Origin of the sequence: Ciceribacter sichuanensis (assembly GCF_024055605.1) — a bacterium.
In the GTDB taxonomy this organism is placed as follows: domain Bacteria; phylum Pseudomonadota; class Alphaproteobacteria; order Rhizobiales; family Rhizobiaceae; genus Allorhizobium; species Allorhizobium sichuanense.
This window is the reverse complement of the sequence record NZ_JAMXLX010000001.1, coordinates 180,874-207,208: the sequence shown is the minus strand read 5'-3', so window position 1 is coordinate 207,208 and position 26,335 is coordinate 180,874. Positions and strand designations below refer to the sequence as shown.

22 protein-coding genes are annotated in these 26,335 nt (G+C 62.8%); 7 read left to right on the top strand and 15 right to left on the bottom strand.

From position 1 onward, the window contains the following. The first annotated feature begins 191 nt into the window (after positions 1-191). Positions 192-1,079, top strand: a complete 888-nt coding sequence (locus tag NBH21_RS00910) for an SMP-30/gluconolactonase/LRE family protein (protein WP_250912086.1) — start codon at positions 192-194, stop codon at positions 1,077-1,079. 215 nt (positions 1,080-1,294) lie between these two features. After that, complete coding sequence (locus tag NBH21_RS00905) at positions 1,295-1,819, top strand: PRC-barrel domain-containing protein (protein WP_250912085.1); 525 nt, start codon at positions 1,295-1,297, stop codon at positions 1,817-1,819. A gap of 179 nt (positions 1,820-1,998) precedes the next feature. Here the strand turns inward: NBH21_RS00905 and NBH21_RS00900 are convergent, their stop codons facing one another. The 3 genes from NBH21_RS00900 to NBH21_RS00890 all read right to left on the bottom strand — a co-directional run bounded on the left by NBH21_RS00900 (position 1,999) and on the right by NBH21_RS00890 (position 6,707). Beyond that, on the bottom strand, positions 1,999-2,967 hold the full coding sequence (locus NBH21_RS00900) for a serine hydrolase domain-containing protein (protein WP_250912084.1): 969 nt from the start codon (positions 2,965-2,967) through the stop codon (positions 1,999-2,001). A gap of 125 nt (positions 2,968-3,092) precedes the next feature. Next, positions 3,093-5,135 carry an NADH:flavin oxidoreductase gene (locus tag NBH21_RS00895; protein ID WP_250912083.1) on the bottom strand — a complete coding sequence of 681 codons (2,043 nt, stop codon included), beginning with the start codon at positions 5,133-5,135 and terminating at the stop codon, positions 3,093-3,095. Positions 5,136-5,153: 18 nt separating this feature from the next. Continuing rightward, the gene (locus tag NBH21_RS00890; protein ID WP_250912082.1) at positions 5,154-6,707 is read right to left on the bottom strand and encodes a trimethylamine methyltransferase family protein; all 1,554 of its coding nucleotides are present in this window, start codon (positions 6,705-6,707) and stop codon (positions 5,154-5,156) included. Between the two features lie 93 nt (positions 6,708-6,800). On the opposite strand from NBH21_RS00890, the gene NBH21_RS00885 reads away from it, so the two are divergent. Beyond that, positions 6,801-7,715 carry a LysR substrate-binding domain-containing protein gene (locus NBH21_RS00885; RefSeq protein ID WP_250912081.1) on the top strand — a complete coding sequence of 305 codons (915 nt, stop codon included), beginning with the start codon at positions 6,801-6,803 and terminating at the stop codon, positions 7,713-7,715. Between the two features lie 57 nt (positions 7,716-7,772). On the opposite strand, the gene NBH21_RS00880 is transcribed toward NBH21_RS00885, so the two are convergent. Together NBH21_RS00880 and NBH21_RS00875 are read right to left on the bottom strand one after the other, a co-directional pair. Continuing rightward, the gene (locus NBH21_RS00880; RefSeq protein WP_250912080.1) at positions 7,773-9,137 is read right to left on the bottom strand and encodes a putative bifunctional diguanylate cyclase/phosphodiesterase; all 1,365 of its coding nucleotides are present in this window, start codon (positions 9,135-9,137) and stop codon (positions 7,773-7,775) included. 127 nt (positions 9,138-9,264) lie between these two features. Beyond that, the gene (locus NBH21_RS00875; protein WP_250912079.1) at positions 9,265-10,968 is read right to left on the bottom strand and encodes a response regulator; all 1,704 of its coding nucleotides are present in this window, start codon (positions 10,966-10,968) and stop codon (positions 9,265-9,267) included. A gap of 443 nt (positions 10,969-11,411) precedes the next feature. On the opposite strand from NBH21_RS00875, the gene mutL reads away from it, so the two are divergent. Both mutL and NBH21_RS00865 read left to right on the top strand, forming a co-directional pair. After that, entirely contained in the window at positions 11,412-13,250 is a 1,839-nt protein-coding gene (gene mutL / locus NBH21_RS00870) for a DNA mismatch repair endonuclease MutL (protein WP_250912078.1), read from the top strand. Between the two features lie 86 nt (positions 13,251-13,336). Beyond that, positions 13,337-13,567, top strand: coding sequence for a DUF2093 domain-containing protein (locus NBH21_RS00865; protein ID WP_099056842.1), 231 nt, complete (start codon positions 13,337-13,339; stop codon positions 13,565-13,567). Positions 13,568-13,580: 13 nt separating this feature from the next. Here NBH21_RS00865 and lpxK read toward each other — a convergent pair whose 3' ends face one another. From lpxK to NBH21_RS00835, 6 genes are all read right to left on the bottom strand, one after another. Then, complete coding sequence (gene lpxK, locus NBH21_RS00860) at positions 13,581-14,621, bottom strand: tetraacyldisaccharide 4'-kinase (protein WP_250912077.1); 1,041 nt, start codon at positions 14,619-14,621, stop codon at positions 13,581-13,583. 115 nt (positions 14,622-14,736) lie between these two features. Beyond that, on the bottom strand, positions 14,737-15,444 hold the full coding sequence (locus NBH21_RS00855; protein ID WP_250912076.1) for an HAD family hydrolase: 708 nt from the start codon (positions 15,442-15,444) through the stop codon (positions 14,737-14,739). 23 nt (positions 15,445-15,467) lie between these two features. After that, positions 15,468-16,787: a lipid IV(A) 3-deoxy-D-manno-octulosonic acid transferase gene (waaA, locus tag NBH21_RS00850; protein WP_250912785.1), complete on the bottom strand. Its 1,320-nt coding sequence runs from the start codon at positions 16,785-16,787 to the stop codon at positions 15,468-15,470. 164 nt (positions 16,788-16,951) lie between these two features. After that, on the bottom strand, positions 16,952-17,203 hold the full coding sequence (locus NBH21_RS00845) for a DUF4170 domain-containing protein (protein ID WP_250912075.1): 252 nt from the start codon (positions 17,201-17,203) through the stop codon (positions 16,952-16,954). Positions 17,204-17,265: 62 nt separating this feature from the next. Beyond that, positions 17,266-18,075 carry a 3'(2'),5'-bisphosphate nucleotidase CysQ gene (locus NBH21_RS00840; RefSeq protein WP_250912074.1) on the bottom strand — a complete coding sequence of 270 codons (810 nt, stop codon included), beginning with the start codon at positions 18,073-18,075 and terminating at the stop codon, positions 17,266-17,268. Positions 18,076-18,107: 32 nt separating this feature from the next. Continuing rightward, positions 18,108-19,454 (bottom strand): TldD/PmbA family protein, encoded by a 1,347-nt coding sequence (locus NBH21_RS00835; protein ID WP_250912073.1) that lies wholly within the window; start codon positions 19,452-19,454, stop codon positions 18,108-18,110. A 107-nt stretch (positions 19,455-19,561) separates the two neighbouring features. Between NBH21_RS00835 and NBH21_RS00830 the strand changes: the two genes are divergently transcribed. Further along, positions 19,562-21,394, top strand: a complete 1,833-nt coding sequence (locus NBH21_RS00830; protein ID WP_250912072.1) for a monovalent cation:proton antiporter-2 (CPA2) family protein — start codon at positions 19,562-19,564, stop codon at positions 21,392-21,394. A gap of 20 nt (positions 21,395-21,414) precedes the next feature. Here the strand turns inward: NBH21_RS00830 and NBH21_RS00825 are convergent, their stop codons facing one another. From NBH21_RS00825 to NBH21_RS00815, 3 genes are read right to left on the bottom strand one after another with little or no spacing between them, the layout of a single operon-like run. Continuing rightward, positions 21,415-22,299, bottom strand: coding sequence for a patatin-like phospholipase family protein (locus NBH21_RS00825; RefSeq protein WP_250912071.1), 885 nt, complete (start codon positions 22,297-22,299; stop codon positions 21,415-21,417). 25 nt (positions 22,300-22,324) lie between these two features. Further along, positions 22,325-22,885, bottom strand: a complete 561-nt coding sequence (gene rsmD, locus NBH21_RS00820; protein WP_250912070.1) for a 16S rRNA (guanine(966)-N(2))-methyltransferase RsmD — start codon at positions 22,883-22,885, stop codon at positions 22,325-22,327. Between the two features lie 6 nt (positions 22,886-22,891). Next, the gene (locus NBH21_RS00815; protein ID WP_250912069.1) at positions 22,892-24,868 is read right to left on the bottom strand and encodes a pseudouridine synthase; all 1,977 of its coding nucleotides are present in this window, start codon (positions 24,866-24,868) and stop codon (positions 22,892-22,894) included. Positions 24,869-24,937: 69 nt separating this feature from the next. Here NBH21_RS00815 and NBH21_RS00810 point away from each other — a divergent pair, with 69 nt between their 5' ends. Further along, positions 24,938-25,396 (top strand): nucleoside deaminase, encoded by a 459-nt coding sequence (locus NBH21_RS00810; protein ID WP_250912068.1) that lies wholly within the window; start codon positions 24,938-24,940, stop codon positions 25,394-25,396. A gap of 69 nt (positions 25,397-25,465) precedes the next feature. Here the strand turns inward: NBH21_RS00810 and NBH21_RS00805 are convergent, their stop codons facing one another. Continuing rightward, positions 25,466-26,266 (bottom strand): GGDEF domain-containing protein, encoded by an 801-nt coding sequence (locus NBH21_RS00805; RefSeq protein WP_250912067.1) that lies wholly within the window; start codon positions 26,264-26,266, stop codon positions 25,466-25,468. Positions 26,267-26,335 lie beyond the last annotated feature (69 nt).

Here is a 26,335-nt window from a genome sequence, read left to right as displayed (position 1 = left end):
ATAAAGCGAATTCCGAAGAACGGCACGTGAATCAATGTGCAGACGAATCCGCCTTACCCACCGTTATCAAGCTTAGCCGCAGAAGCGCGGGCTAGTCCAGAAGCCAGCTTTATTTTACCGTAAACCCCTGTCAAACAAGGACAAGGATTCCGCATTGCCTATAGGCTGTCTGGAATCAGGGAGAAAAGTGCGTGCCATCACATCATTCGTTTGCAGGAAACGTGCTGGTCGATCACCGGCTCGAACTCGGAGAAGGCCCGGTTTACGATCAACAGAGCGACACACTCTGGTGGTTCGACATTCTGGGCAAGGCGCTCTGGTCGCTCGAACTGGCCACCAACACGGCAACCCGCCACGATTTGCCGTTCATGGGCAGCGTTCTCGCCGTCATCGATGAAAACCGCCAGCTCATTGCCAGCGACACCGGGCTTTTCCTGCGCGATCGCGCAAGCGGCAAACTCACCCCCTTTGTCGAACTCGAGCCCGACCGGCCGGGCAACCGCTCTAATGACGGCCGGGTTCATCCCTCGGGTACCCTGTGGATCGGCACCATGGGCAAGACTGCCGCCGATGGCGCGGGCGCCATCTATCACGTCGCCGGCAACAAGGTGACGCGGATCTTCGACAAGATCAGCATTCCGAACTCCATCTGTTTCTCGCCGGACGGCAAGATCGGCTATTTCGTCGATTCGAAGGTCAACAAGCTGATGCGGGTCGATGTCGATGCCGAAACCGGCCTGCCGACCGGGACGCCGAGCGTGCTGATCGATGGAACCGGCCGCGAAGGTGTGTTCGATGGCTCTGTGGTCGATGCCGAGGGCACCATCTGGAACGCCCGCTGGGATGGCGGCGCGGTTGACCGCTATGACGCCGAGGGACACCACATCGCCCGCTATGAAATGCCGGCGAAGCGAGTGACCTGCCCGGCCTTCTTCGGCCCCGACGCCGACCGGCTGATGGTGACATCCTGCTGGGAAGGGCTCGACGATTCGGCCCGCAACGCGGACGCCCTGTGCGGGGCTACGTTCGAACTGGGCGTTGCGGTCAAGGGGCAGCATGCCCCCCGTTTCCGCCTCTGAATCCGGCCTCATCATGAGCCTGACACGGGCCTGACACGGGCGCGCGAACCGTCGCCCGTGTCGATTGTTCCCTGAATTTCGAAAAATTTAGCTGCAATTTCAATGGGAACGATTGGGCCCCCCAGACATTTTCCTCTCGAACCGACGCGATGCCCTGACTTCATCGGCAGTCGCGACGGTCGCCAAGACCATCTGAGAGGAAAGGTAGGTCCATCATGAAGAAGACCCTCAACACCTTCGCCGCAGCCGTGCTGCTTGGCTCCACCGCAATTGCACCTTTTGCTTACGCACAGGACGCCACCAGCCCCGCTCCGGCATCGCCGACAATGCCCGCCCCGGCTGAAAGCGGCACGGCGCCGTCTGCCGGCGCAATGGTGCCGTCCGACACCAGCGCCGCAGCCACGGGTGGATATCTGACACAGCAGAGCACGACGCAGATCAGCGCCAACGATTTCATCGGCCAGTCGGTCCACACGGCAGGCGATGAAACCATCGGCGACATCAACGACCTGATCATCGAGGAAAAAGGCGGCATCGTCGCTGCCGTGATCGGTGTCGGTGGGTTCCTCGGCGTGGGCGAAAAGGATGTCGCCGTGCCGATGGACAAGATCACCGTCACCCACGACACGGCAAAGAACGAGGTTCGCCTGACGACGACCGAAACGGCGGAAAGCCTGAAGGCCGCGCCGGAATTCAAACCCCTCGACCGCACCACCACCTCGTCGACGGTTAATCAGTAACCCGGAACGAGATACGTGCGAAACGACCGATGGGCGGCGCCGCTGGCGCCGCCTTTTTCATGGGCACGTTCGGGTTCTATAGCATTTCCGGCGATAACAGAATCGCCTCCAATGCTCTATCTCTTTGGTTTCACGCAATTCCGGACGCAAAACCGGTTCCCACTTTTGCTGGAATTGCTCTAACCCATCATCCCGTTTTCGATAAGCGACATCAGGCGCGAGCGGTCGTCGCGCCGCGAGGTATAACCGGCGACGGAAAGCCCCCGCTCCGGCTGATAGTAGGCAGCAGAGCCCCAGAAACCGATGTGCCAGAAAAAGCGTCTCTCGCCTTCGCCGCTGGCGAAGATACCGAGCCGGTAATCCGCCCCTCCCTCGTGCGGCTCGGGCTTCAGCATTTCCGAAAGCGTCGCTTCACGTCGAAACACACGCCCTTCGAAGATCGCAGCCATGGCTTTCGCCAGATCGGCAGCCGACATGACAAGCCCACCCCCGCCATAGACGTCCATCGTCGGATCGAAGCGGAACACGTCCTTCTTGCGGAAGAACTGCCGCCCCTCGAGCGACACGCCGTCCGGGGCCGGCTCCATCGCTTCCCACCATGTCGAGGACAGGCCGAGACCATCGAAGCCCATACGCTGACGAACCACCGCGGCAAGCGGCTGGCCGAGCCGGGTTTCGATGATATCGCCCAGCACGATATAACCGGTATCCGAGTAGCGGAACCGGGTTCCAGCCGGGCTGTGCGGCCCACCTCGCGTCATGCAAAGCCGGGCCTGCTCCTCGCGGGTCCAGCGTCTTTCAGGCTCTTCCAGGATCAGGTCGAGGAAGCTGTCGTCGGCATGGTCGTGCAGGCCGGCGGAATGATTGAGCAGATGCCGGATGGTGATCCGGTCGAGATCATAGCCGCCACTGCGGAGAATATCGGCAATCGGCGCGCTTGCCCTTGCGCCGACCGGATCGTCCAGATCGAGTTCGCCGGCCTCCCACATCGAAAGAACGGTCGCGGCAACGAAGGTCTTGGTGTTGCTGGCGCTGCGCATAGGAGAGGAAGCGTCGAGCGACAACCCGACGGCTGCCGGGGACGCGATCCCCGTCAACACGCCGTTTTCATAAACCGCCACCGTCATGGCGGCCGGCTCCTGTGCCATCAACGCTTCCAGACGGGTCACCGCATCGGATTTTCCGCCGGAGACATCCCCGGCAGTCCTTTCAGATCCGCGAAACCCGCCTTCCATACCACTCTCCCCCAGAGACCCAGCGTGACCTCACGCTGTCAAAGAAGGCTACAATAGCGCAGCGCATCATAGATCGCCGCATGAATATTGCGGCTTTCGATGGCATCGCCGATGCGGATGAGATCGAAGGCAGCACTTTCGTCCTTCACCGGCAGCAGCGATTGCCGGGCAATGAGGGCCGGATAGTCGACTGCGCCGCGATTGCGCGAGAGCGGCTTGAGCTCCAGATAGAGATCCGCGTTCGCCATGGTGCCATGCTCTACCACCACCTGAGCCACGCGCCGCTCCACCGTGACAGGCGAAAAATCCGAGCCGAGCGTAGCAACGAGGCCGTTGCCATCGCGGCGGACCGAAGCAAGCCGCGTATTGATCGTGACGCGCACGTTCTTTTCGGCAAAGGTCTTGGCATAGGGCACATGGTTCATGCCGCCCATTTCAGGGGCGAAGAAGCGTTCCGGCGAGACGATTTCCAGCTCCACCCCGATATTGGCGATCACCTCAGCTGCGCTCATTCCCTGATGCCCGCCATTGTCATCGAACAACAGGACCGGTCCTTCCGGCTTCACCGCGCCGGCAAGGATATCCCAGCTCGACACGACGAGATCGTCACCAGCCTCCAGTTCGGGCGACTGGGCGATACCGCCCGTGGCGACGACAACGAGATCCGGCGACAGCGCCAGCACGTCCTCGGCCGAGGCATAGGTATTGTAGCGGATCGGAACGCCGAGCCGCTCCAGTTCGGCGAGACGCCAGTCGACGATGCCGATCATTTCCTTGCGGCGAGGATTGCGGACCATCAGGTTGATCTGTCCGCCGGCTTCGCTGGTTGCTTCCAGAACCTCGACGGCGTGTCCGCGTTCGGCGAGCACGCGGGCAGCCTCAAGCCCGGCAGGGCCGGCACCGATCACCACCGCCTTGCGCGGCTTCTCGGCCTTCGGCAATTCATGGGGAATGAGCGCCTCGCGGCTCGTCGCCGCATTGTGAATACAGAGCGCCTCGCCGCCTTCATAGATGCGGTCGAGACAGTAGGTCGCGCCGACGCAGGGGCGTATCTGCTGCTCCCTGCCCTCGACGATCTTGCGAACGATATGCGGATCGGCGATGTGGGCGCGCGTCATGCCGACCATGTCGAGCTTGCCTTCGGCAATCGCATGACGGGCGGTCGCGACATCGGCGATACGGGCCGCATGGAAGACCGGGAACTTGGTCGCCGCCCTCACCTCTCCGGCGAAATCGAGATGCGGCGAAGCCGCCATGCCCTGGATCGGGATGACGTTGTTCAGCGCTGCATCATGCTCGATATGACCACGTATGATGTTGAGGAAATCGATCTTTCCCGAACCGGCGAGACGGCGGGCGATCTCCACGCCCTCCTCCTTCGACAGGCCCTTGTCCCAATCCTCATCGGCGACCATGCGGATGCCGACGATGAAATCCGGGCCTGTCGCCTTGCGCACGGCGTCGATGACCATGTTGGAAAAACGCATGCGGTTTTCGAGACTGCCGCCGAACTCGTCCTCGCGGCGGTTTGTCGCCGGAGACCAGAAACCGTCCATGAGATGGCCGTAGGCCTCGAACTCGATTCCGTCGAGACCGGCGGCCTGCATTCTCTGCGCGGCGGAGGCGTAGTCCTCCACGATGCGCTCGATATCCCAATCCTCGATCTCTTTCGGAAAATGCCGGTGGGCGGGTTCGCGGATCGGCGACGGCGAGAGAACCGGCAGCCAGTCGCCCTTGTTCCAGTTGGTGCGACGGCCGAGATGGGTCAGCTGGATCATCACCGCCGTCCCGTAGCTATGACAGTCATCCGCCAGCCGCTTCAGGTGCGGAACGATCTCGTCCTTCCACGCCAGCAGGTTGCCGAAGGCCGGAGGGGAATCCCGGCTGACGCTTGCCGAACCGGCCGTCATGGTCAGTGCGATGCCGCCCTTCGCCTTTTCGACGTGATACAGGCGGTAGCGTTCGCCCGGCATGCCGGCATCCGAATAGGCAGGTTCGTGCGCCGTCGACATTATGCGGTTCTTGAGGGTCAGATGCTTGAGCTGAAACGGCTGGAGCAAAGGGTCTTTCGATAAATCCATGATGATGTCTGTCCAGTTTCAATACCAGGCGTCGGGTTTGGCGCGCATGTTCCGTTCGACATAGTCGCGCAGTGCTTCGTCAATGGCGAGGTCCAGAGGCGGCGCTTGATATTCGGCAAGCGTCTTCTTCCACTGCTTGTTTGCGCGGGTCGCCATGTCGGTCGATCCGGCCTCTGCCCATTTTTCAAACGGCTCGTTGTCGGAGACGGCACTATCCCAGAACGCCGTCTGGTAGTTGCGCATGGTGTGGGCCGAACCAAGGAAGTGGCTGCCGGGTCCGACTTCCAGAAAGGCATCCATGGCGAGCGTATTGTCATCGACCACGACGCCGGCCATGTAGGCATGCAGCGCGCCGCAGAAATCCGTATCCATGACGAACTTCTCGTAGGACATGGACAGCAGGCCATCGACGAAGCCGGCCGAGTGCAGGATGAAGTTGGCGCCGCAATGGACCGCCGACAGCATCGACATCGCGCCCTCCTGCATGGCTTGAGCATCCGGCAGCTTGGAATTGGAGAAATTCCCCGCACAGCGCAGCGGCAGTTTCAGCCGGCGGGCAAGCTGGCCGATGACCATGGAGCCGATTGCCGGTTCCGGCGTGCCGAAGGTGGGAGAACCCGAACGCAGCGACATGGAGGAGAGGAAGTTGCCGAAGATCACCGGTGCCCCCTTGCGCTCCAGCTGGGTCAGCGCGCAGCCCGCCAGCGTTTCGGCATAGGACTGGGCGATCGCGCCGGCATTGGTGACCGGCCCCATGGCCCCGCCGAGGATAAAGGGCACGATGACGGCTGCCTGGTTGGCGCGGGCATAGGCCCGGAGCGCCTTGGTCATGGTGCCGTCCCATACGAGCGGCGAGTTGACGTTGACATTGCCGAGAATGACGCAGTTTTGATCGACGAAATCGGCGCCGAACAGGATGCGCGCCATCTCGATCGATTCTTCCGCCCGCTCCTCCGCCGTCACCGAGCCCATGAACGCACGGTCGGAATATTTGATATGGCTGTAGACCATCTCCAGATGCCGCTTGTTGACCGGCAGGTCGACCGGTTCGCAGATGGTGCCGCCGGAATGGTGCAGCCATGGACTGGACTGGGCGAGCTTGATGAGGCTGCGGAAATCCTCGATCGTGCCGTAGCGGCGGCCATTGTCGAGGTCCATGACGAAGGGCGAGCCGTAGGCCGGCGAAAAGACGACGCTGCTGCCGCCGATCTCGACATTGTTTGCCGGATTGCGCGCATGCTGGGTGAAGGTTGCGGGAGCCGTCGACACCGCCTCCCGCAGCATGCCCGGTTCGAAGCGGACGCGAACGCCGTCGATCTCCGCCCCCGCCCGCCTCCAGTGATCGAGCGCGACCGGATCGTCGCGAAACTCGATACCGACCTCGGCGAGAATGCGATCCGCCGTCTGCTCGATACGAACGAGGTTCTCCTCCGAAAGAATGTCATAGGTCGGAATGTTGCGCCGGATGAACGGCACCTTCAGCGATGGAGTGCCGCCTCCTTCCCGCCGCGCCGGCCTGTTGCCGCGCGTACGGCGCTCCCTGCGATCCAGTTCCAGCGTCTCACCGGTCATAATCGTTTTCTCCCTCTTGCTGGAGCGAAGGCTAGCCGCGATCAAAACTATTGTGATGCTGGAAAAAACCGCGACTTGCGATAAGCTCAACTTATGAGTCGATTTCGCCGTCTGCTGCCGTCCGCCAACTCGCTCGTGGTCTTCGAGGCCGCGGGCCGGCATGAGAACTTTACCCGCGCGGCAGAAGAACTGGGCATGTCCCAGGCCGCCGTCTCCTATGCGGTTCGTGCGCTCGAGGAACAGCTGGGCGTTACCCTGTTCCAGCGTCTGCATCGTTCCGCCCGGCTGACGGAGGCGGGCGAACGCTTTCATGCCGACGTCGTCGCCGGCCTTTCACGGATCGAACGTTCGGCCGAAGACATTCGCGCCAAGGGCCGTGAGGTGAACGTGACGCTCGCCGCCTCGACTGCCTTCGCGTCGATGTGGATGCTGCCGCGGCTGGCGAGACTTCGGGAAGACCTGCCCGATATCGACCTGCGCATCCAGACCAGCGTGCGCGACCTCGATCTGGAAGAGGAGGCTATTCCGCTCGGCGTGCGTGGCGGCGATCCGAAGGACTGGCCGCGTTACCACGCCGCCCTGCTCGCGCCGGAGATCGTCACCGCCGTGGCAAGCCCCGCCTTCATCGAGCAGAACGGCCCGGCGGAGAGCCCCGAAGACCTGACTCGGCACCGGCTGATCTGGCTCGAAGAGCCGGTAAGGCAGGCATGCAATTGGCCGGAATGGTTTGCGAGCGCCGGCATCGACTATGCGCCGAAGGGACGGCGGCTGGCGATCAACGATTACGTTCTGGTGATTCAGGCGGTGCTTGCCGGTGAAGGCATCGCGCTCGGCTGGAACCATCTGATCGAGGGGCAGGTGCGCTCAGGCCAACTGCTGCAGGTCGGTCGGCATGCGCTGGTGACCGACCAGGCCTTCTATGTCGTGTGGCCGCGCTCGCGGGAACTCAATGCATCTGCGACCAGAGTGCGGGACTGGTTGCTGGCGGAAGGGGAAGGTGTCAGGTGAGGAACGCCACGTAAGATCCAATCATACCGTTTACGCGGCACTTTCGACTGAAACGTTTCAGGAAGAAGCCCGGTCAACCAGCGCGAATTCGTGGTGATGTTCGCTCAGATAACGCAGGGTGGCCGCCGCATCGGCGGGTTTGCCGAAGAAATAGCCCTGCCCCATGCCGCAGCCGAGCGCCCGCAGCCTGTCTGCTTCGGCAACCGTCTCGATACCTTCGGCGACCACTTCGAGATCGAGGCCCTCGCACATGGTGACGATGGCCTTGATGATATGCTCCGAGGTGCGGTCGGTGGTGATGGCGGAAACGAAGGCCCGGTCGATCTTGACCTTGTCGAAGGTGAAATCGCGAAGACGTCCGAGGCTCGACTGGCCCGTGCCGAAATCGTCGAGAGAGATCTTGATGCCGAAATCGCGCAATTCGCTGAAGATGCGATGCGCAGTATCGGCGCAACCCATGACGGCCGTTTCGGTGATTTCCAGTTCCAGCCGGCGCGGATCGAAACCCACGCTGTTCAGGATCGACAGCGTGTTGAGCGTGGTCCGCGGATCCATAAGCTGGGCCGAGGAGAGATTGAACGAAAGGAAGAGCTCGCGCGGCCAGGCGAGCGTTGCTTCCGCCGCCTTGCGCAGAAGGGTTTCGGACAGCGTGTCGATGAAGCCGCGTTCTTCCGCAAGCGGCACGAAGACGGCGGGCGAGACGAAACCGAGATCGGCATCGTTCCAGCGAGCCAAAGCCTCGAAGCCCACGACGCGGTTGTCGGCGAGACGAACGATCGGCTGGAAATGCACGTCGACGGTATCGGCGATGATGGCATTGCGCAGCGCCTGTTCAAGCTGCGTGGCGCGCTTCATCTCCTGGGCGATTTCCCGCGAGTAGACCGTGATCTGGCCGCGGCCGCGGCGCTTGGAACGATAGAGCGCCGTTTCGGCACTCTTCATCAGTTCCTCGAAATCGGCACCGGCAAAGGGATAGACGGCAAAGCCGAGCGAGGCCGAGAGGCGGACGTTGCGGTCACCGAGATCGTAGGGCGCAGAGAGGACGTCCTTGATCATCTGGCCGGTTCGTTCGGCGCTGATACGCTCGAAGATCAGCGGCAGGATGATGGCGAATTCGTCTCCGTCATGACGCGTGACGGTCGCACCATCGGGCACGCAGGCCTTCAGCCGATGCGCCACCTGGCAAAGGATTTCGTCGCCGGCGACAGAACCGAAGAGATCGTTTATCGGCTTGAACCCGTCCAGATTGACGATGCCGACCGTAAACGGCGCGGGATCGGCGGCACGCTCGGAGGCGAGAAGCCGCACCTTGTCACGCAGGCGATAGCGATTGCCGAGCCCGGTCAACTGGTCCGTATAGGCCATTGCCTGAAGCTCGTTCTGGCCTAGCTGCGGCGGCGTGGCTGTATCGGCTTGACCCATCGGCTGTTCCTGAGAGGGTTCCTTTCACACTGCCGAAGATGAGCGCCAAACATTAAAAAAATTCTAGCAATTCCCGCAGCTTGGCTACAGGTTGTCGTCCATTATTTAGGGGGTTGACATCGTTTTCTCAGCCAGCGGCCACGGCCTGCAGAGCCGGAACATGCCGTTTCAGAACGGCATCGACCGCATCGGGGCTCAGCGGCTTGAGGATGACGTCGTTCATGCCCGCGACCATGCACTCTTCCCGGTCACGATCGAAAGCCTGCACCAGCACACCGATGACCGGCGTCATGCCTGCTGGACCGTCCGCCAGCTCGCGGATTTTCCGGCAAGCTTCGAAGCCGTTCATCACCGGCAGGGTGATATCCATCAGGACGACGGCCGGCTTCAGCTCCTGCCAGAGACGCACGGCCTCCGCACCATCGCGCGCGATGCGATAGGAATGGCCGAGCCCTTCCAGAATCTGGGAGAAGACGATCTGGTTGATCTCGTTGTCCTCGGCCACGAGGACGAGCGAACGCTCGCGCGACGGAACTGCCGGGGCCAGCGGTTCGGCTTCGGTAGTGGTGATTTCCCAATCGTCTGCAGCTGCTGCCTGCTTGTCGTCCCTGGCCGCCAGCTTGTTCAGAACGAGGAACGCCAGTTCCGTATCGAGCTGGAAACCATCCAGCGTGATCGTCGAGATCCCTTCCTCGAGCGCAAGTTCCAGGCACTTCACATCCATCTGCGTATCGACGACCATCAGATCGATCGTCACCCCGACGGAACGCGCCACGGTCAGGAAGGCGTCTTCCTCCGTGGCATTGCGCACGCAGCAGACGTCAATACCAAGACGCTCCAGCGTCTTCAGGCTTTTCGCCTCGAAGTCGAGATCCATGGTGACGATGAGCGCCTTGCGCCCGGCAAGCTTCGCCACCTCCGCCTCGAAGCGAAGGCATTCGTTCTCAGGCAACACGGTATAGGATGCGGACGAAGTCACGACGGTATTGTCGGAAGATGGCCCTCCCACCGTATCGGTGGAGAACTGGGCGGAGGCCGCCTCGAAGCTGGTGACGATGAAATAGCGGCCCGGCTTGCCGACACGCTGGCTTCGCACCACGGTCCGCTCGCCGGCGGGGTCCGAAGGAAGCTCCGTCAGGATTGCGGCCGATGCTCCGGTTTCCAGAACGTGGCGAGTGGCACGGTCGAGCTTTGCGCCGAGGTCTCCGGTGAAGATCTCGTTGAGCGCCCCGCCGAGAACGCTTTCCGCGCGAGCATCCGTCCGGCTGCAGAACGACTTGTTGACGGCGACGACGCTGAGATTACGATCCTGCACGAAGACCGGATGCGGAAGGTTATCGAGGATCTCCTCGGTCAGTTGCACCCGTTCGACATCGGCGCGCCACTGTTCCTCGCGCTTCTTCTGCTCCGAGATGTCACTGATGATGCAGATACCGTAGCCGGAAGAGAGGCGGCGCTTGGAAAAGCGCGCCCAGCGATTCTTGGCGTCGCGGCGTTGGGTATCGAAACGCTCCCGCCAATGAACGGAAATCTGCTCGGCGATCCACTCCTCGCGGGTCGCGGCGCTACCCTCGCCGGCTGACATGCGGTCGCGTCCGCCGCCATCGTAGACGGCGCCGAGAAAATCCCTCAACCGGGTTCCGGGACGGGTCACCTGCGACGTCACGGGAAGATAATTGCCGACGGTGCGGCTGACATAGACGAGCTGGTCGTTGCGATCATAGACGATCAGCGCGGCACCTATCGCATCGGACACGGCATCGAGCATGGCGGCCTGCAACGCCGCAGCCCGTTCGTCCTCGCCCCCCATCCCTGCGTTTCTGCCCGACATTTCATTGTCCGGGCCCGGTGCAAACTCTTTCACACTACCGCCTCAAAGAACCGGACACCTGCCGGTGTCCGATCGCTATTGTCCAGACAGCACCTTTAACCCCGACAGAGGCACCGAGGGCGCTGTAACACCTTGTCCTGCTCCACAAATTTCTCGTTCAATCGTTTCCGAATTCACGCAATCATGCAGCCGTTGCACACGCAGAACATGCCGGGGATTCGCCTGAGGCGGCAAAACGAGGATGAAATCCGAAAACGGTCCGGCCACCGTCTCCACCCCTGCCGGTAAACCGACAATGCCAATACAAAACATTTCAAGCCATAACCATGCTATCGGCAGTCCCTTAAGGCGGGATTAATGGATCTGCCCAGAGTGCGCCACTTTCAGTCTGATAGATGCAGTTGGCCCTTTCCTCGCCAGCCCGAATCCCGGAAAATGGACCGATGGTCATCAAGCAGCTCTCAGAAACCCTCATCAACCAGATCGCCGCCGGCGAGGTCATCGAAAGACCGGCCAGTGCCGCGAAGGAACTGATCGAGAACGCCATCGACGCCGGAGCAAGCCGTATCGAAATCGCCACGGCCGGCGGCGGCAAGAGCCTGTTGCGCGTGATCGACAACGGCTGCGGCATGAGCGCGGAGGATCTCGAGCTTTCGATCCGCCGGCACTGCACCTCGAAGCTCAAGGACTCGCTGTTCGATATCCATTCGCTCGGCTTTCGTGGCGAGGCACTGCCCTCGATCGGCTCGGTCGCAAAACTGACCATTACCAGCCGTCTGCCAGGCGGCGCGGAAGGCTCGGAAGTGGCCGTCGTCGGCGGCAAGGTCTCGCCCGTCAGGCCGGCACCGGCCAATCCGGGCACGACGGTCGAGGTACGCGACCTGTTCTTCGCCACGCCCGCCCGCCTCAAATTCCTGAAGACGGAAAAGGCCGAGGCCGGCGCAATCACCGAGATCGTCAAGCGCATGGCCATCGCCTTTCCCGCGATCCGCTTCGTGCTCTCGGGCACGGACCGGACGACGCTCGAATTTCCCGCCACCGGCGATGATCGCCTCGCCCGGATCGCGCAGGTACTCGGCAGCGATTTCCGCGACAACGCCATCGAACTCGACGCCGAGCGCGAGGATGTCCGGCTCGGAGGCTTTGCCGGTGTGCCAACCTTCAACCGCGGCAATTCCGCCCATCAATATGCCTTCGTCAACGGGCGACCGGTGCAGGACAAGCAGATCCTCTCCGCCATTCGCGGCGCCTATGCGGAAACCATTCCGCAGGGTCGCTATCCGGTGGCGGTGCTTTCTCTGGAACTCGACCCGGCGCTGGTCGACGTCAACGTCCATCCGGCGAAATCCGATGTCCGGTTCCGCGATCCGGGGCTTGTGCGCGGCCTGATCGTTGGGGCGATCCGTGACGCCATGCGGCGTGAAGGCGACCGCGCCTCGACCACCGGTGGCGGCGGCATGCTGCGTGCCTTCCGTCCGGGCTTCAACCCTGCCGCTACCGCTGCCCCCTCACCATCCGGCGGCTGGAGCTTTTCGAATTCGCCGAGCCGACCATTCAGTCCGGCAGCCGCTTCGACCGCTGGCTTCAACGAAACCGTGCAGCAGCCGGCCTTCGCAGCAATGAACCTGCCGACCGCACGGGCCGAGGCGCCTGCTGCTGCGGCTCCCGGACCTGATGTGCGCGCTGAAGCAGCGGCTCCGTCCTACCCGCTTGGCGCGGCGCGGGCGCAGGTTCATGCCAACTACATCGTCGCCCAGACAGAGGACGGGCTGGTGATCGTCGACCAGCATGCGGCCCATGAGCGGCTGGTGTTCGAGCAGATGCGCAAGGCGCTGACCGGCCGGCGGCTTCCTTCACAGGGGCTTCTCATTCCCGAGATCGTCGACCTGCCGGAAGAAGACTGCAACCGGCTGATGACCCATGCCGTAGCGCTCGAACAGCTCGGGCTCGCCATCGAGCGTTTCGGCCCCGGTGCCGTCGCAGTGCGCGAAACGCCCGCCATGCTTGGCGAAATGGACGTCGCAGGCATGGTTCGCGATCTTGCCGACGAGATCGCCGAATGGGACACGGCGCAGGGGCTTTCGGCCAAGCTGGAGCATGTCGCGGCCACCATGGCCTGCCACGGTTCGGTGCGGTCCGGCAGGCAGTTGCGGGTAGAGGAAATGAACGCGCTGCTGAGGCAGATGGAAGCCACGCCCGGCTCCGGCCAATGCAATCACGGGCGGCCGACCTATGTCGAACTCAAGCTCACCGACATCGAGCGGTTGTTCGGCCGCAGCTGATCTACAGCACACATCCTTTTATTTGCTCTGGAAATTGGTGGGAGGGCGCGTTATTGCAGTTTCGTGAAAGGCGCAGGAGACCACCCATGAACCGTTTCGAAGGCAACGGAAACCGCGAGGCGAAGATCCGCTACCTCGATGCCGACTTTCAGATCCTGTCGCCGGGGTCCTACGTCGTCTGTGCGGTTACCGGAAAGCATATCCTGATCGACGAACTGAAGTACTGGAGCGTCGCGCGCCAGGAACCCTATGTCGATGCTACCGCCTCGCTGGAAGCGGAAAAGCGCGCCGGCGCACTGCCGAACCAGAAGCGCTGATCCCGCCTCTTCTTCAAGCCTTGCTCTTTTCCTTCAGCTTGCGCGCCCGGCAGGCCTCGATCGCACGATCGAGCACATAGGCCGGGGCCTGCGGGTCGTCGAAGGCCATCTCCACCTCGACCACATGGCATCGGCCGGCAAGTTCGGCCGACCGTCCGTGGCCGCCCGCAAGCCGGACGATATCCTTCGCAGTCGTCGCCAGCAGCAGCCCCTGCTTGTCCGCATCGGCCAACAGAGCATCAACCTCGTCGTCGGTCAGGTGATGGTGATCGGGGAAAGGCCGCAACTCGGCAACGACGGCACCCAGACCTTCGAGCGTGCGCTGGAACTTGAAGGGGTCGGCTATGCCGGCGAATGCCAGCACGCGCTTGCCGGCGAGACCCGCATCGCCCTTCGGCTTCAGGGCAGCGACCATGACCGCCTTGCCCGCGCGCGCAGCCTGACGCACCAGCCGGTCGGCGGCATTGCCATTGCCCACTTTCAGGATTGCGTCGAGATGGCGCATCTGGATCGTGATCGGCGCGCGCACCGGACCGCTCGGCACGAGGTGGCCATTGCCGATGCCGCGCACCGTATCGATCACCACCAGGGCGAAATCGACCACCAGCCGGGCGCTCTGGAAACCATCATCCATGATGATGATATCCGCGCCTTCCTTCACCAGCCTCTCGGCCCCGGCGACACGACGGCGGGAGATGACGGTCAACGCTTCCTGAGCCAGCAGCAGCGGCTCGTCTCCGACATCGCCGGCCCTGTGGTGATGGGTATCGACGACGGTGGTGACATCGAGGGAGCCGCCATAACCGCGGCTGAGAAAACCGGGTTTCAATCCCTTGGCCTTGGCCGCGCGCGCGAGCGTCAGCGCGGTCGGCGTCTTGCCGGCGCCGCCAACCGTGAAATTGCCGACGCAGACGACGGGAACCGGGGGGGCATGGCGGCGCTTGCGGCCCATTCGCCAGCCCGCCACCCGTCCATAGATGAAGGAGAAAGGCAAAAGGCCCCAGGCCCGCCAGTCGGCTTTCGTCCACCAGAATGGCGGGGCATCCGATACCATGGCCGCGCGTTCCCCTCTTCTCCCCGACCGTCCCCACGGCCATATCCGCGGCCAAGAAAGCGCGGGAGAAGGGGTCTCGTCAAGTCGTGACATGGCAGGGAGACACGCCCGGCGCTCAGCCGAGCACGGCTTCGAGTTCGGTGATGTCGTTCAGAAGGACATCGCAGGCCTCCTGAAGGGACTGACGCGAACCCGTACCGGTGAGTACCGCGACCTTCAATCCGGCCCCGGCATTGCGTCCCATATGGAGGTCGTGATTGTTGTCTCCAACAACTGCGATCTGGCTGGGTGCAAGGCCCGTCGCGGCGCAAAAGCCGAGCACCATGCCCGGCTGGGGCTTGGTACCGTGACCGCTGTCATAGCCCGCGACGAAATCGACATAGGGGCCGATGCCGAAGCGATCGATGGTAACCCGGATCGACTTTTCATTGTCGCTAGAAGCGATACCGAGCTTCAGGCCACGGCCGTGCAGCTTGGCGAAGAGAGGGGCAAGCTCGGCAACCGGAACGGACTGTTCGGCAGCACCGGCAAAAAGCGCATCGATCTGCGGCACCAGCGCCTCGGCGGCAAACGGGGAGCCTGCGGCGGCGAGGCCTTCGGCGATCTCACGCGTGTTTCCGGCGGCAAGCAGGCTGTCGGGGACGAGATGGCCCGTCTCAGGGTCCATGCCACACGCCTGCAGCAGGCGGTCAGCCAGTTTCTCGTCGCCATCTGCCGCCAGCAGCGCCACCGTCCGGTTGACCGGCGCCCAGCTCGCATCGAAATCCAGAAGTGTTCCGTCCTTGTCGAACAGGATTCCGGCTATGTCATTGGCTTCAGTCATACGTTCCCTCAATCGGCCGGCCGTCAGCCCTGGCTTACGATGCGCGGTTCCAGCCGCGCCTGCACGGTCAGGGGATTGATATAGGGTTCGAGCCCCTTCATCGTCGCGGTCAGCGCGCCGCGCATCTCCTGCATGCTTTCCATGCCAGCATCGATCATCTTGTGACGGGCAAGGTCGTTCGTCATCAGGAAATGAACCGCCTTGGCCAGCATTTCGGCGTCGCGAACGATACGGGCATTGCCGTTGCGCACGAGCCGCTGATAGCTCTCGCGGAAATTGCCGACCTGCGGACCGGACAGCACGGCGCAGCCGAGCATGGCAGGTTCCAGCGGGTTCTGTCCGCCTTCAGCCGTCAGCGACCGGCCGACAAAAGCGATTTCAGCCAGCCGAAGGTAAAGGCCCATCTCGCCGATGGTATCGCCGAGCAAAACATCGGTGTCCGGCGTGATGGGGTCGTTGCGGGTACGGCGGGCAACCTTCATGCCGCGTTCGACCATCATCGCCTCGATTTCATCCGAGCGCTCCGGATGGCGTGGGACCACGACCGTCAGCAGGCCGGTATGGGCGCGCAGCGCCCGATGCACCATGGTGGCGATCTTTTCCTCGCCCTCGAACGTCGAAATCGCAGCCCAGGTCTTCCGGTCGCCGATCTGCTGCTTGTAGCGATCCAGCACGGCCGGATCGCAGGGCGGCGCATCGCTGTCCACCTTGATATTGCCGGAGACGATGACCGGCCAGGCGCCGAGATCGCGGTAACGTTCAGCGTCCACATCCGACTGGGCAATCACCAGCGACAGCTTGCCAAGCAGCGCCTCGGCAATCGCCTGATGCCGCTGCCAGCGTTCGAAGGAACGGTCGGAAATACGTGCATTCACGAGAATTTGCGGAATGTGCCGCTTGTGCAGTTCCATCAGCGTCGTCGGCCAGATTTCCGACTCGACAGACAGCGCCACATCGGGCTGCCAGTAATCGAGGAAACGACGCACCGCCGGCTTTACATCGAGAGGAACATACTGATGCAGAACCTCGTCCTTCAGCCTGTAGCGGGCGATTTCTGCGGAAGTCACTGTGCCTGTAGTCAACAGCACGTTGATGTCGCGACGACGGAGTTCCCGCATGAGAGGAACGACCGCGAGAGTTTCACCGACACTTGCGGCATGCAGCCAGACCAGCGGTCCCTGCGGACGATCGACGGCGGGATAACCGAAGCGCTCGAGGCGACGGGACCGGTCCTCCTTGCCCTTGGCCGCACGGAAAGCAAGCAGCGGCCCCGTCAACGGATAAGCCGCAATACCTGCCCAACCGTAGGAGGCGATGGCAAGGGATGCCAATCCGTCGCTCATCGCCATGGGCCGAAACCGTTCATGTTCGTCATCGATGCCATGTCGCCCTTTCAGGAGCTGGCGGTGCAAAAACTACGGAATGCGAGATAACTGAGTTCAAAACGTGACATCGGCGATCACCAAAAGCCGAGACAAGCCGGCGATCGCCTGAGAAAATCCCGTCGTCAGCCCTTGGTAGCGGCCGCGTCACCGGGGTTGAGCAACCGGTGCATGTGGACGATGAAGTAGCGCATGTGCGCATTGTCGACCGTCTGCTGGGCCTTCGACTTCCAGGCAACGAGAGCGGATGCATAATCCGGGAAAATACCAACGATATCAAGCTCGTTCAGATTGCGGAACTGGACCTCTTCGAGGTTCGACAATTCCCCGCCGAAGACGAGGTGCAGAAGCTGTTTCTTATCGTTGGAATCCGTCATTTCCGGTCTCTTTCCATTCAAATTCGCCTCCCTCTTTCCTGTGATCGATTTTGACGCAAAGGTCAACTGCGAGGCTTGGGAGACAGGTGTTTCAACAGGGTGGAAAGCTCGGAAATCGTGGCTGCGCACAGCTCTTCGTGGCTGACATCCGGGCGATTATAAAGGAGCGCCTCACCCTTCAGATCGGTGAGCCTGCCACCGGCATTCTGGAGGATGAGATCGGCGGCGGCAAGATCCCAGTCATGGGCGTTGCGCTTGACCAGCGTCGCATCGATCCGGCCGTCGGCAACCAGCGCCAGCCGATAGGCAAGCGAGGGAATATGCTCGACGCGCTCGATGCGGGACTGCATCTCCTCATCGAAACCGGCAACGATATCCTGCGGCGTTGCCACTCGTAGCCTCTCACCCGGGCGGGGAGCAGCAATACGGATCGGCTGGCCATTCCTGGTCGAGGGTGTCCCCTCCGCCGCTGCGAAAGTTTCCTCAAGCGCCGGCGCCACGAGTACGCCGGCGACAGGGCGTCCGTCATGCACAACCGCGACGCTGACGCACCATGTCTTGCGCCCGCCGATGAAAGCGCGCGTGCCGTCGATAGGATCGACGACGAACAGGGTTCTGCAGCCAAGGCGCACCGGGTCGTCGTCGGTCTCTTCCGACAGCCAGCCATAATCCGGGCGCGCCGCGCGAAGGCGCTCTTCGAGACACTTGTTGGCGGCGTAATCCGCCGCGCTGACCGGGGACTGACCCTCGTTCTTCCACCAGACTTCAGGCGACCGGCCGAAAAAGCCGAGCGCGATCTCTCCCGCTTCCCGGGCGGCGGCCGAAATCAGGTCCAGATCAGCCTGCCAGTCGAAGCCCTTATCGGCGGTCATTTCATTTTCCTCTGCCACCCGGCTTCCGCCTCTCAGCGCCCCGCGAGCGTCATGCCCTCGATGGCGATGGTCGGAGCGGCCACGCCGAACTTGCGGTCGATATCGTTTGCGGCGGTCACGCGCATGAACATGTCCTTGAGGTTGGACGCGATGGTGACCTCGGAAACCGGGAAAGCCAGCTCGCCATTCTCGATCCAGAAACCGGTCGCGCCACGGCTGTATTCGCCGGTGAGCATGTCCACGCCCTGCCCGATCAACTCGGTCACGTAGAAACCGGTACCAATGCTGCGGATCAATTCCTCGGGCGAAATGTCTCCCGGTTCCAGCGCGAGATTGGTGGAGGACGGGGAAACCGTCGTGCCGCAACGCACGCCACGGCCATTGGTGTGGAGGTCAAGCTCGCGGGCCGCGGACGAAGACAGGAACCAGTGCTTCAGCACGCCGTCCTCAATCATGGTGAGCGCCTTGCCGCTCACGCCTTCGCCATCGAACGGACGCGACGACGAGCCGCGGACCTTCAACGGATCGTCTGTGATGTTGAGGCCGGCCTTCAGCACCTGCTCACCCATCCTGTCGCGCAGGAACGAGGTCTTGCGGGCGACGGATGCGCCATTGATGGCGCCGGCAATGTGTCCGACAAAGCCACGCGCAACGCGTGGATCGAAGACCACGGTCACGTCCTTGCCGGTTGCGACCTGGCACGGATTGAGCCGCTTCACCGTGCGTTCGCCGGCCCGGCGGCCGATTTCCTCGGCACTGTCGAGATCAGCGAAGAACAGGCGGCTGTCGTAATCGTGATCACGCTCCATGCGCGTGCCCTCGCCGGCGATCACGCCGACCGAACGGGAGAAACGCGAAGCGGCATAGCTGCCGGAAAAGCCGTGGGAGGTAACGAGGACCAGTCCGCCCATGCCAGCGGATGCGCCGGCACCGACCGAATTACTGACGCCTTTGACGGCAAGGGCCGCCGTTTCCGCAGCGAGGGCGGCTTCCGCCAAGGCTTCGCTCGACACTTCGGTCGGATCGAAAAGATCGAGGTCCGGGTAACTTGCGGCGATGTCCGCCTTCTCGGCGAGGCCGGCAAAGGGATCTTCCGGAGAGACCCTGGCCATGGCAACGGCGCGCTCGGCGAGTTGCCTGAGGTCGAAGCCCGGATTGGCGGAAACGCTCGCCACCTGCCGGCCGATGAAGACGCGAAGCGAGAAATCGTCGCTTTCGGAGGAATCGGTCTCTTCGACCTTGCCGAGACGAACGCTGACGGACTTCGAGCGGGAGCGTACTACCACGGCGTCTGCACTATCCGCACCTGCCTTCAAAGCGAGGTCGACAAGTTGCTCGGCGCGTGAGAGAAGGCTGGCGGAATCAATTTGGCTGGACATGACTTGGCCTTTCATTCCCGCTCCATTTATTGTGCATTCCAGGATGCATCAAGGGTCGGAACGGCGATTCCCGATCACGGCACGACAGACAAGAGGAGATCGCTGCATTGTCGACCGCACCGCAGGCGCTTTTCTCTGAAACCTTGTTGCTGCTGGGTGGCGCCGTCGTCGCCGCACCGCTGTTCCGCAAGCTCGGCCTCGGCACGGTTCTCGGCTATCTCGCGGCCGGCGTGGTCATCGGGCCGACGATGCATCTCATCACCGATTCCGAACAGGTGCTCGGCGTTGCCGAACTCGGCGTCGTGTTCCTGCTGTTCGTCATCGGACTCGAGCTAAAACCGTCCCGCCTGTGGACCATGCGCAAGGATATCTTCGGCCTTGGCACCGCACAGGTTCTCGTGACTGGCCTCGTCCTTGCTGCCGCCGCCGTCTACACCGGCCTCATGGAATGGCGCGGCGCGCTGGTGGCAGGCTTCGGGCTGGCGCTGTCTTCCACGGCCTTTGCCCTGCAAATCCTCAACGACCAGGGCGACATGAACAGTCGCTACGGCCAGCGGGCGTTCTCCGTCCTCCTATTCCAGGATCTGGCTATCGTGCCGCTGCTGGCCATGGTTTCCATTCTCGGTAGCAACCAGACCGAAAGCAGTCAGGCGGCGCTTGCCGACTTCGGTTTCGCCATCGTCGCCATCGTCGCGATGATCATGGCCGGTCGCTATCTGCTGACACCGCTCTTCCAGATCATCGCCCGCACCGGCGCGCGCGAGGTGATGATTGCCGCCGCGCTCTTCGTGGTGATGGGATCGGCGCTGCTGATGCAGGCAAGCGGCCTCTCCATGGCCATGGGCGCCTTCCTGTCGGGTGTCATGCTGGCCGAATCCTCCTATCGCCACGAACTTGAAGCGGATATCGAGCCGTTCCGCGGAATTCTGCTCGCCCTGTTCTTCATGGCTGTCGGCCTGTCGATGGAACTCGGCGTCATCGTCGAGAATATCTGGACCATCGCCATCGCCGTCCCTACGCTGATGGTCATCAAGGCCATTGTGCTCTACGTGCTCTGCCGCGCTGGCGGCTCCGATCGCGACGACGCCGCGCGCATCGCATTGCTTCTGCCTCAGGGCGGCGAATTCGGTTTCGTGCTGTTCACAACGGCCGCCGCTTCGGGCCTGATCGACGGAGCCAAATCCTCGCTGCTCATTTCCATCGTCACGCTGACGATGGCGCTGACGCCGCTCGCCACGCTTCTTGCCCGTCGTCTTGTCGGCGGCGGCGAAGCACCGGAGGAACTGGAAGAGGATTTCGAGGGCGCCGGCGCCGACGTGTTGATGATCGGCTTCTCCCGTTTCGGCCAGATCGCCGCGCAGATCCTGCTCGCCAGCGGCCGCGACGTGACGATTATCGACGATTCCGCCGACCGTATCCGCCAAGCCGCCTCCTTCGGCTTCCGCATTTATTTCGGTGATGGAACACGGCTCGACGTGTTGCGCGCAGCCGGCGTCGAGAAGGCCAAGGTCGTCGCCATCTGTACCCAGAAGAAGGAAGTGACCGACAAGATCGTCGATCTCATCAGTGCGGAATATCCCGACGCCCGTCTCTTCGTTCGTTCCTACGACCGTATTCACAGCCTGTCCCTTCGCGCCCGCGACGTGGAGTACGAACTGCGCGAGACGCTGGAATCAGGTCTGCTCTTCGGCCGCCGTACCATCGAGGCGCTGGGCGCCAGCGAGGACGAGGCATACAAGATCGGCGAGGACATTCGCCGGCGCGACGAGGAACGGCTGAAACTGCAGGCATCGGAAGGTATTCAGGCCGGACGTCACATGCTGTTGAACCGACCGGTACGCCCGGAACCGCTGGTCAAACCGAAACGCGTTGCCACCGATGGTTTCGCGGCCGAGGCCGGCCTGCAGCAGCCGCAGGATGTTGCAACGGCTCCGGACTGAGAAGACTTGCGCCCCGGTCGTCAGCGGCGCAGGAAATCCTCGATACGCGCGTCCAGTTCGCGCTTCAGTACATCCTTGATGCCCTCGGTCGACTCGATGACCTGACGTGCCTTCAGAAAGTCGAGAACACGAAAGGCATTGACGTTCGGACGCAGAAAGATGTCCGGCGCACCGAGCTTCAGCTTCAGCGCGATATTGGACTGCATCATCAGTTGCGAGGCGCCGAACAGGCTGTCCATACGGTTTGGCGACAGGCTCGGCTCGCCCTCCGGCCCGCCGACGACATCGACGCCGATCACGATGTCGACCGTGTCAGTGACATGATCATAGGGAACCGGATTGAAGATGCCACCATCGATCATCACCCGGCCGCCGAGATGGACGGGCATGAAAAGGGCCGGCAAGGCGGAGGATGCAGCGATCGCATCGAAGAGGCTTCCCTCCTGGCAGACGACCTCGCGCTGGCCGTAATAGTCGGTAACGATGATCTTCAACGGAATGCCGAGCGCGGCAAAATCCGCGGGAATGGCTTCCGGCAGGAAGGCTTCCAGGATGCGGTGCAGATTGAACTGACCGAATTTGAAGCCGCCTAGCGCGTCGCGCATGGTCGCGGGTCCGAGGCTCCACAGCCGGTTGGCGATGATCGACCGCTTGCCGATCGTCTCCAGCACATACTGGCGGATTTCCGCGCCCGTCATGCCCGCCGCCATGCCGGCCCCGATGATGGCGCCCATGGAGGAACCGGCGATCGCCGCCGGGCGAATGCCCATCTCATCCAGCGCCTCGATCACCGGAATATGGGCAAAGCCCCGCGCACCGCCTGCGCCCAGAGCAAGCCCGACGGTTGGCCCTCCCCTTGCGTCCGTCCGGTTCGGGGAGATGGTCAGCGCGCCGGTATCGCTCATGGTAACCTGCTTTCGTCAGACGAGATCAGGATGGCCTATAGGAAAAGAAGTACATTTTCGTGTCACCGAAAGTGCGCTCCTCCAGGAAGGCGAAGGCCGGGCCGACGGAAACGGCCACATCGGCACGCTCTTCCAGAATGGCCAGCGCATCAGGCGCCAACCAGCCGCCCTTGTGGGCAGCCTCGAAGGCCTTTTCGCCGAGACCCTGACCATAAGGAGGATCAGCGAAAAGAAGATCGAACGGCTCGATGTTGGAGGCTGTTCCTAGGTCCGTCGCGTCACGGCGCAGGATCTTGGCGCGGCCATGCAGGCCGAGTGCATCGATGTTTTCCCACAGCAGGCTACGGCCTTCCACACTGTTTTCAACGAAGAGCGCCGTACGGCAGCCGCGCGACAGCGCCTCTATGCCGACCGCACCCGTGCCCGCGAAAAGGTCGAGCACCCGGGTTCCGTCCAGCGAACCCGGATGGGCATGGGACAGGATGTTGAACAGGCTCTCGCGCGTCCGGTCGATGGTCGGCCGGATGGCATTGGTCTTAGGAGCGGCCAGTGAGCGGCCGCGGAACTCTCCGCCGACGACCCGCACCGCCCGTTACCTCTTGCCCCTGGCGGGACCGCGCCCGCCGGAAGGCTTGCCGCCGGAGGGTTTTCCGCCAAAGCTCTTACCACCGGGGCCTTTGCCGCCAAAGCTCTTGCCGCCAAAAGTCTTGCCACCGGGGCCCTTGCCGCCGCTCGGGCGATCGCCACGCGGCTTGCCGGAGAAGCCGCCGGGACCACCGGCTCTTTCACCGCTTCCTGCTCCGTCCCTGGCGCCGAACGGCTTGCCACCCTTCGGCTTGCCGCCGAAGGGACGGTCACCGGCCGGCCGGCTGTCGGCGCTACGGGGACCACGCGGCTTATCGCCAAACGGTCGTTCACCGAAATTCCGGTCGCCTCTTGGGCGGTCATCACGGGGACGGTCATCACGAGGCTTGTCAAAACGAGGACGATCACCGAAGGCGCGATCTCCGCCGGTGCGAGCCGGACGGGCCGCACGGTCGCCTCTCTCGGGGCGATCGCCAAAGCCACGCTTGGCTCCGAAGCCTTCGCCACGATCCTTCGACGAACGATCCGGACCTTCGGCACGGATCCATTCGCCCTCTTCGTCGCGGGCACGGCTGACCTGCACACGTGGGCCGTCATCCCGGCGGGCGAAATCGGAACCGCCCTTGCGGTCTGGGTTGAAACGGGTCAGAGCCTTGGTCGGCTTCCCATCCTTGCCGCGGCCGTAGCGGTTGCTGGCGGGAGCGCCTTCACGGCGGGTATGCTGCGGCCTTTCGGCATCTGCGCCCTCCCCTGCCTTCTTCTCGGCAACCGGACGGGCGCCGGGCGCCATCCAGACATTGGCCGTGCGCGACTTTCCGGCAGGCATCCGCTTGGGACGATCCGCGAAACCACCACGGTCCTCATCGCGTCCGGGGCGATCGCCAAAACCGCGCTTGCCGCCATCTCGTTTACCTTGGGGCTTGCCGCGTGTTTCGTCACGGCGGGTGTCGAGGCGCTCGAGCGCCCGCTCGCGGCTGTCTTCGCGACGTCGGTCGCCACGCGGGTTTTCCTCGCGCGACCAATCGGACCTCGCAGCCTTCTGGCTGACCGGTGCCTCCTCTTCGTCGGACGACCCGTGTTCATAGATCGGCGCATCGAAGTTCGCCTTGGCGTCCTCGATCAGGCGCGGTCCAAGCTGGTCGCGCAGCATGCGGCCGCGAACCTCGACGACCTTGCCTTCCGGCAGGTCACCCAGCTGGAACGGACCGTAGGAAATGCGGATCAGGCGGTTCACGTCGAGACCGAGCGCGCCGAGCACGTTCTTGATTTCGCGGTTCTTGCCTTCGCGCAGGCCCATGGTGATCCACTGATTGTGGCCCTGGGTACGGTCGAGCGTGGCGTCGATGGAACCATAGAGCACGCCATCGACGGCAATGCCTTCCTTCAACTTGTCGAGCGCCGGCTGATCGATCTCGCCATGGGCGCGCACGCGGTAGCGGCGAAGCCAGCCGGTTGTCGGCAGTTCGAGCACGCGCGCCAGACCGCCGTCATTGGTCAAGAGCAGCAGACCCTCGGTGTTGATGTCGAGGCGACCGATGGACATCACGCGCGGCAGGTCTTCCGGCAGGTTTTCGAAGACAGTCGGGCGTCCTTCCGGATCGGAATTGGTGGTCACCAGTCCCGCCGGCTTGTGGTAGAGCCAGAGACGCGTGCGTTCGATGCCGCGGATCGCCTCGCCGTCGACCTCGATCCGGTCGGCAAGCGTGGCGTTGACGACCGGGGTGTCGAGCACCTTGCCGTTCAGGCTCACGCGGCCTTCCATGATCATCCGTTCGACATCGCGGCGCGAGGCCACACCTGCGCGGGCGAGCAGTTTCGAAATGCGTTCGGGCTTCATCGCCTCGTCGGCCGATACTTCAGCCGTGCTGCGCGCAGCCTTCGGCTCCGGCTTCCTGTCGGCGCCGGCCGGTTTACGAGTGAGCGGCTTGCCGCTGCGATCGGTGGGTTTGCCCGTCGGTCGCCTGGACTTGTCTTTAAATGTCATTTGCTGTTTGCCTGTCGTTTGGGCTGTCGTATCAGGTCACGCGGCCTTGGTTAAGAGGAAAGTTGTTCAATGGCGGAGACAAACGGCTTCATGGAGGCCGCCCTTGAGGAAGCGCGCGCTGCGGGAGACCGTGGCGAGGTGCCGATCGGAGCAGTCGTCGTCCATGAAGGATCAATCGTTGCGCGGGCGGGAAACGAGACGCGGGCGCTGCACGACATCACCGCCCATGCCGAAATCCTCGCCATCCGGCGTGCTGCAAAGACCATCGGAGACGAGCGGCTTTCGGGTGCTGACCTCTATGTGACGCTCGAACCCTGCACCATGTGCGCGGCGGCGATCTCGTTCGCACGCATTCGTCGTCTCTATTACGGCGCCGAGGACCCGAAAGGCGGCGGCGTCGACAATGGTGTGCGTTTCTACCGGCAACCGACATGCCATCATGTGCCGGAAGTGTATTCCGGTATTGCCGAAACGGAATCGGCGGAAATCCTGCGCAGTTTCTTCAGGGACAGGCGCGAAAGCGATTGAGGACTGAAATCATAGACTTGCCGCAGCGGGCATAGACGGCAAAATGCAGACGGCCTCGCCGTGCGTTTATCAGGCCGGCTGTCGGCCGAGTTCCAGTCCGTCGAAGACGATGCAGTCCCGCCCCCCGGATTTCGCCCGATAGAGATATTCGTCGGCCTGCCGGAAAAGACCCACCGGGTCGAAGACACCACTGACCGAAGCGACACCGATGCTGACACTGAGGGGAACCCGGCGTCCATCCACGACAAGATCGGCTTCGGCGATGGCTCGCCTTATCGCATCGGCAATGGCGACCGCGCGGGTGCGCGTCGTCGCGTGAAGGAAAACGAGGAATTCCTCGCCGCCGATGCGGCCCCACAGGTCATCGTCATCGACCGCATTTGAAATCGCAGCCGCGATGGATCGCAGCGCGTCGTCGCCAACCAGATGACCGAAGCCATCATTGATCTTCTTGAAATGGTCGGCATCGGCAACCAGCAGCGCCGCCGACCCCTCATGAGAAGGCCCGATCTCCTCAAGTGCAGTAAACAGCGCACCGCGGTTGAGGCCGCCGGTCAGGGCATCCCTGTGCGCCCTGATCCGCAAGTCTTCGTGAAGCAGCCGCAATTCAGCATGCATGTCTTCGAGTTCGACATGCATATGTGCGATCTCGTCGCGCTGCCGCCCGATCACTTCGGTCTGGTGGAATTGCCAGGTGGTAGCCGGTCCCGCGATCACCAGCGGGCAGAACACACTCATCCAGAAACCGGGGCCGTCAGGCTGGCCGCCCAAAATAGGCACCAGCAGAAGGCAGATGGAGACCGAGGCCACCACGGATGCCCCCGTGACGATCGCTGCCTTGAACGCCGTTTTCCTGCTGACCCGAAACATGCCGTACCTTATGCGCAGTTCGGGTTAACGTTACGTGACGTTGATCTTGCAAGAAAGCCCCCTACGCTC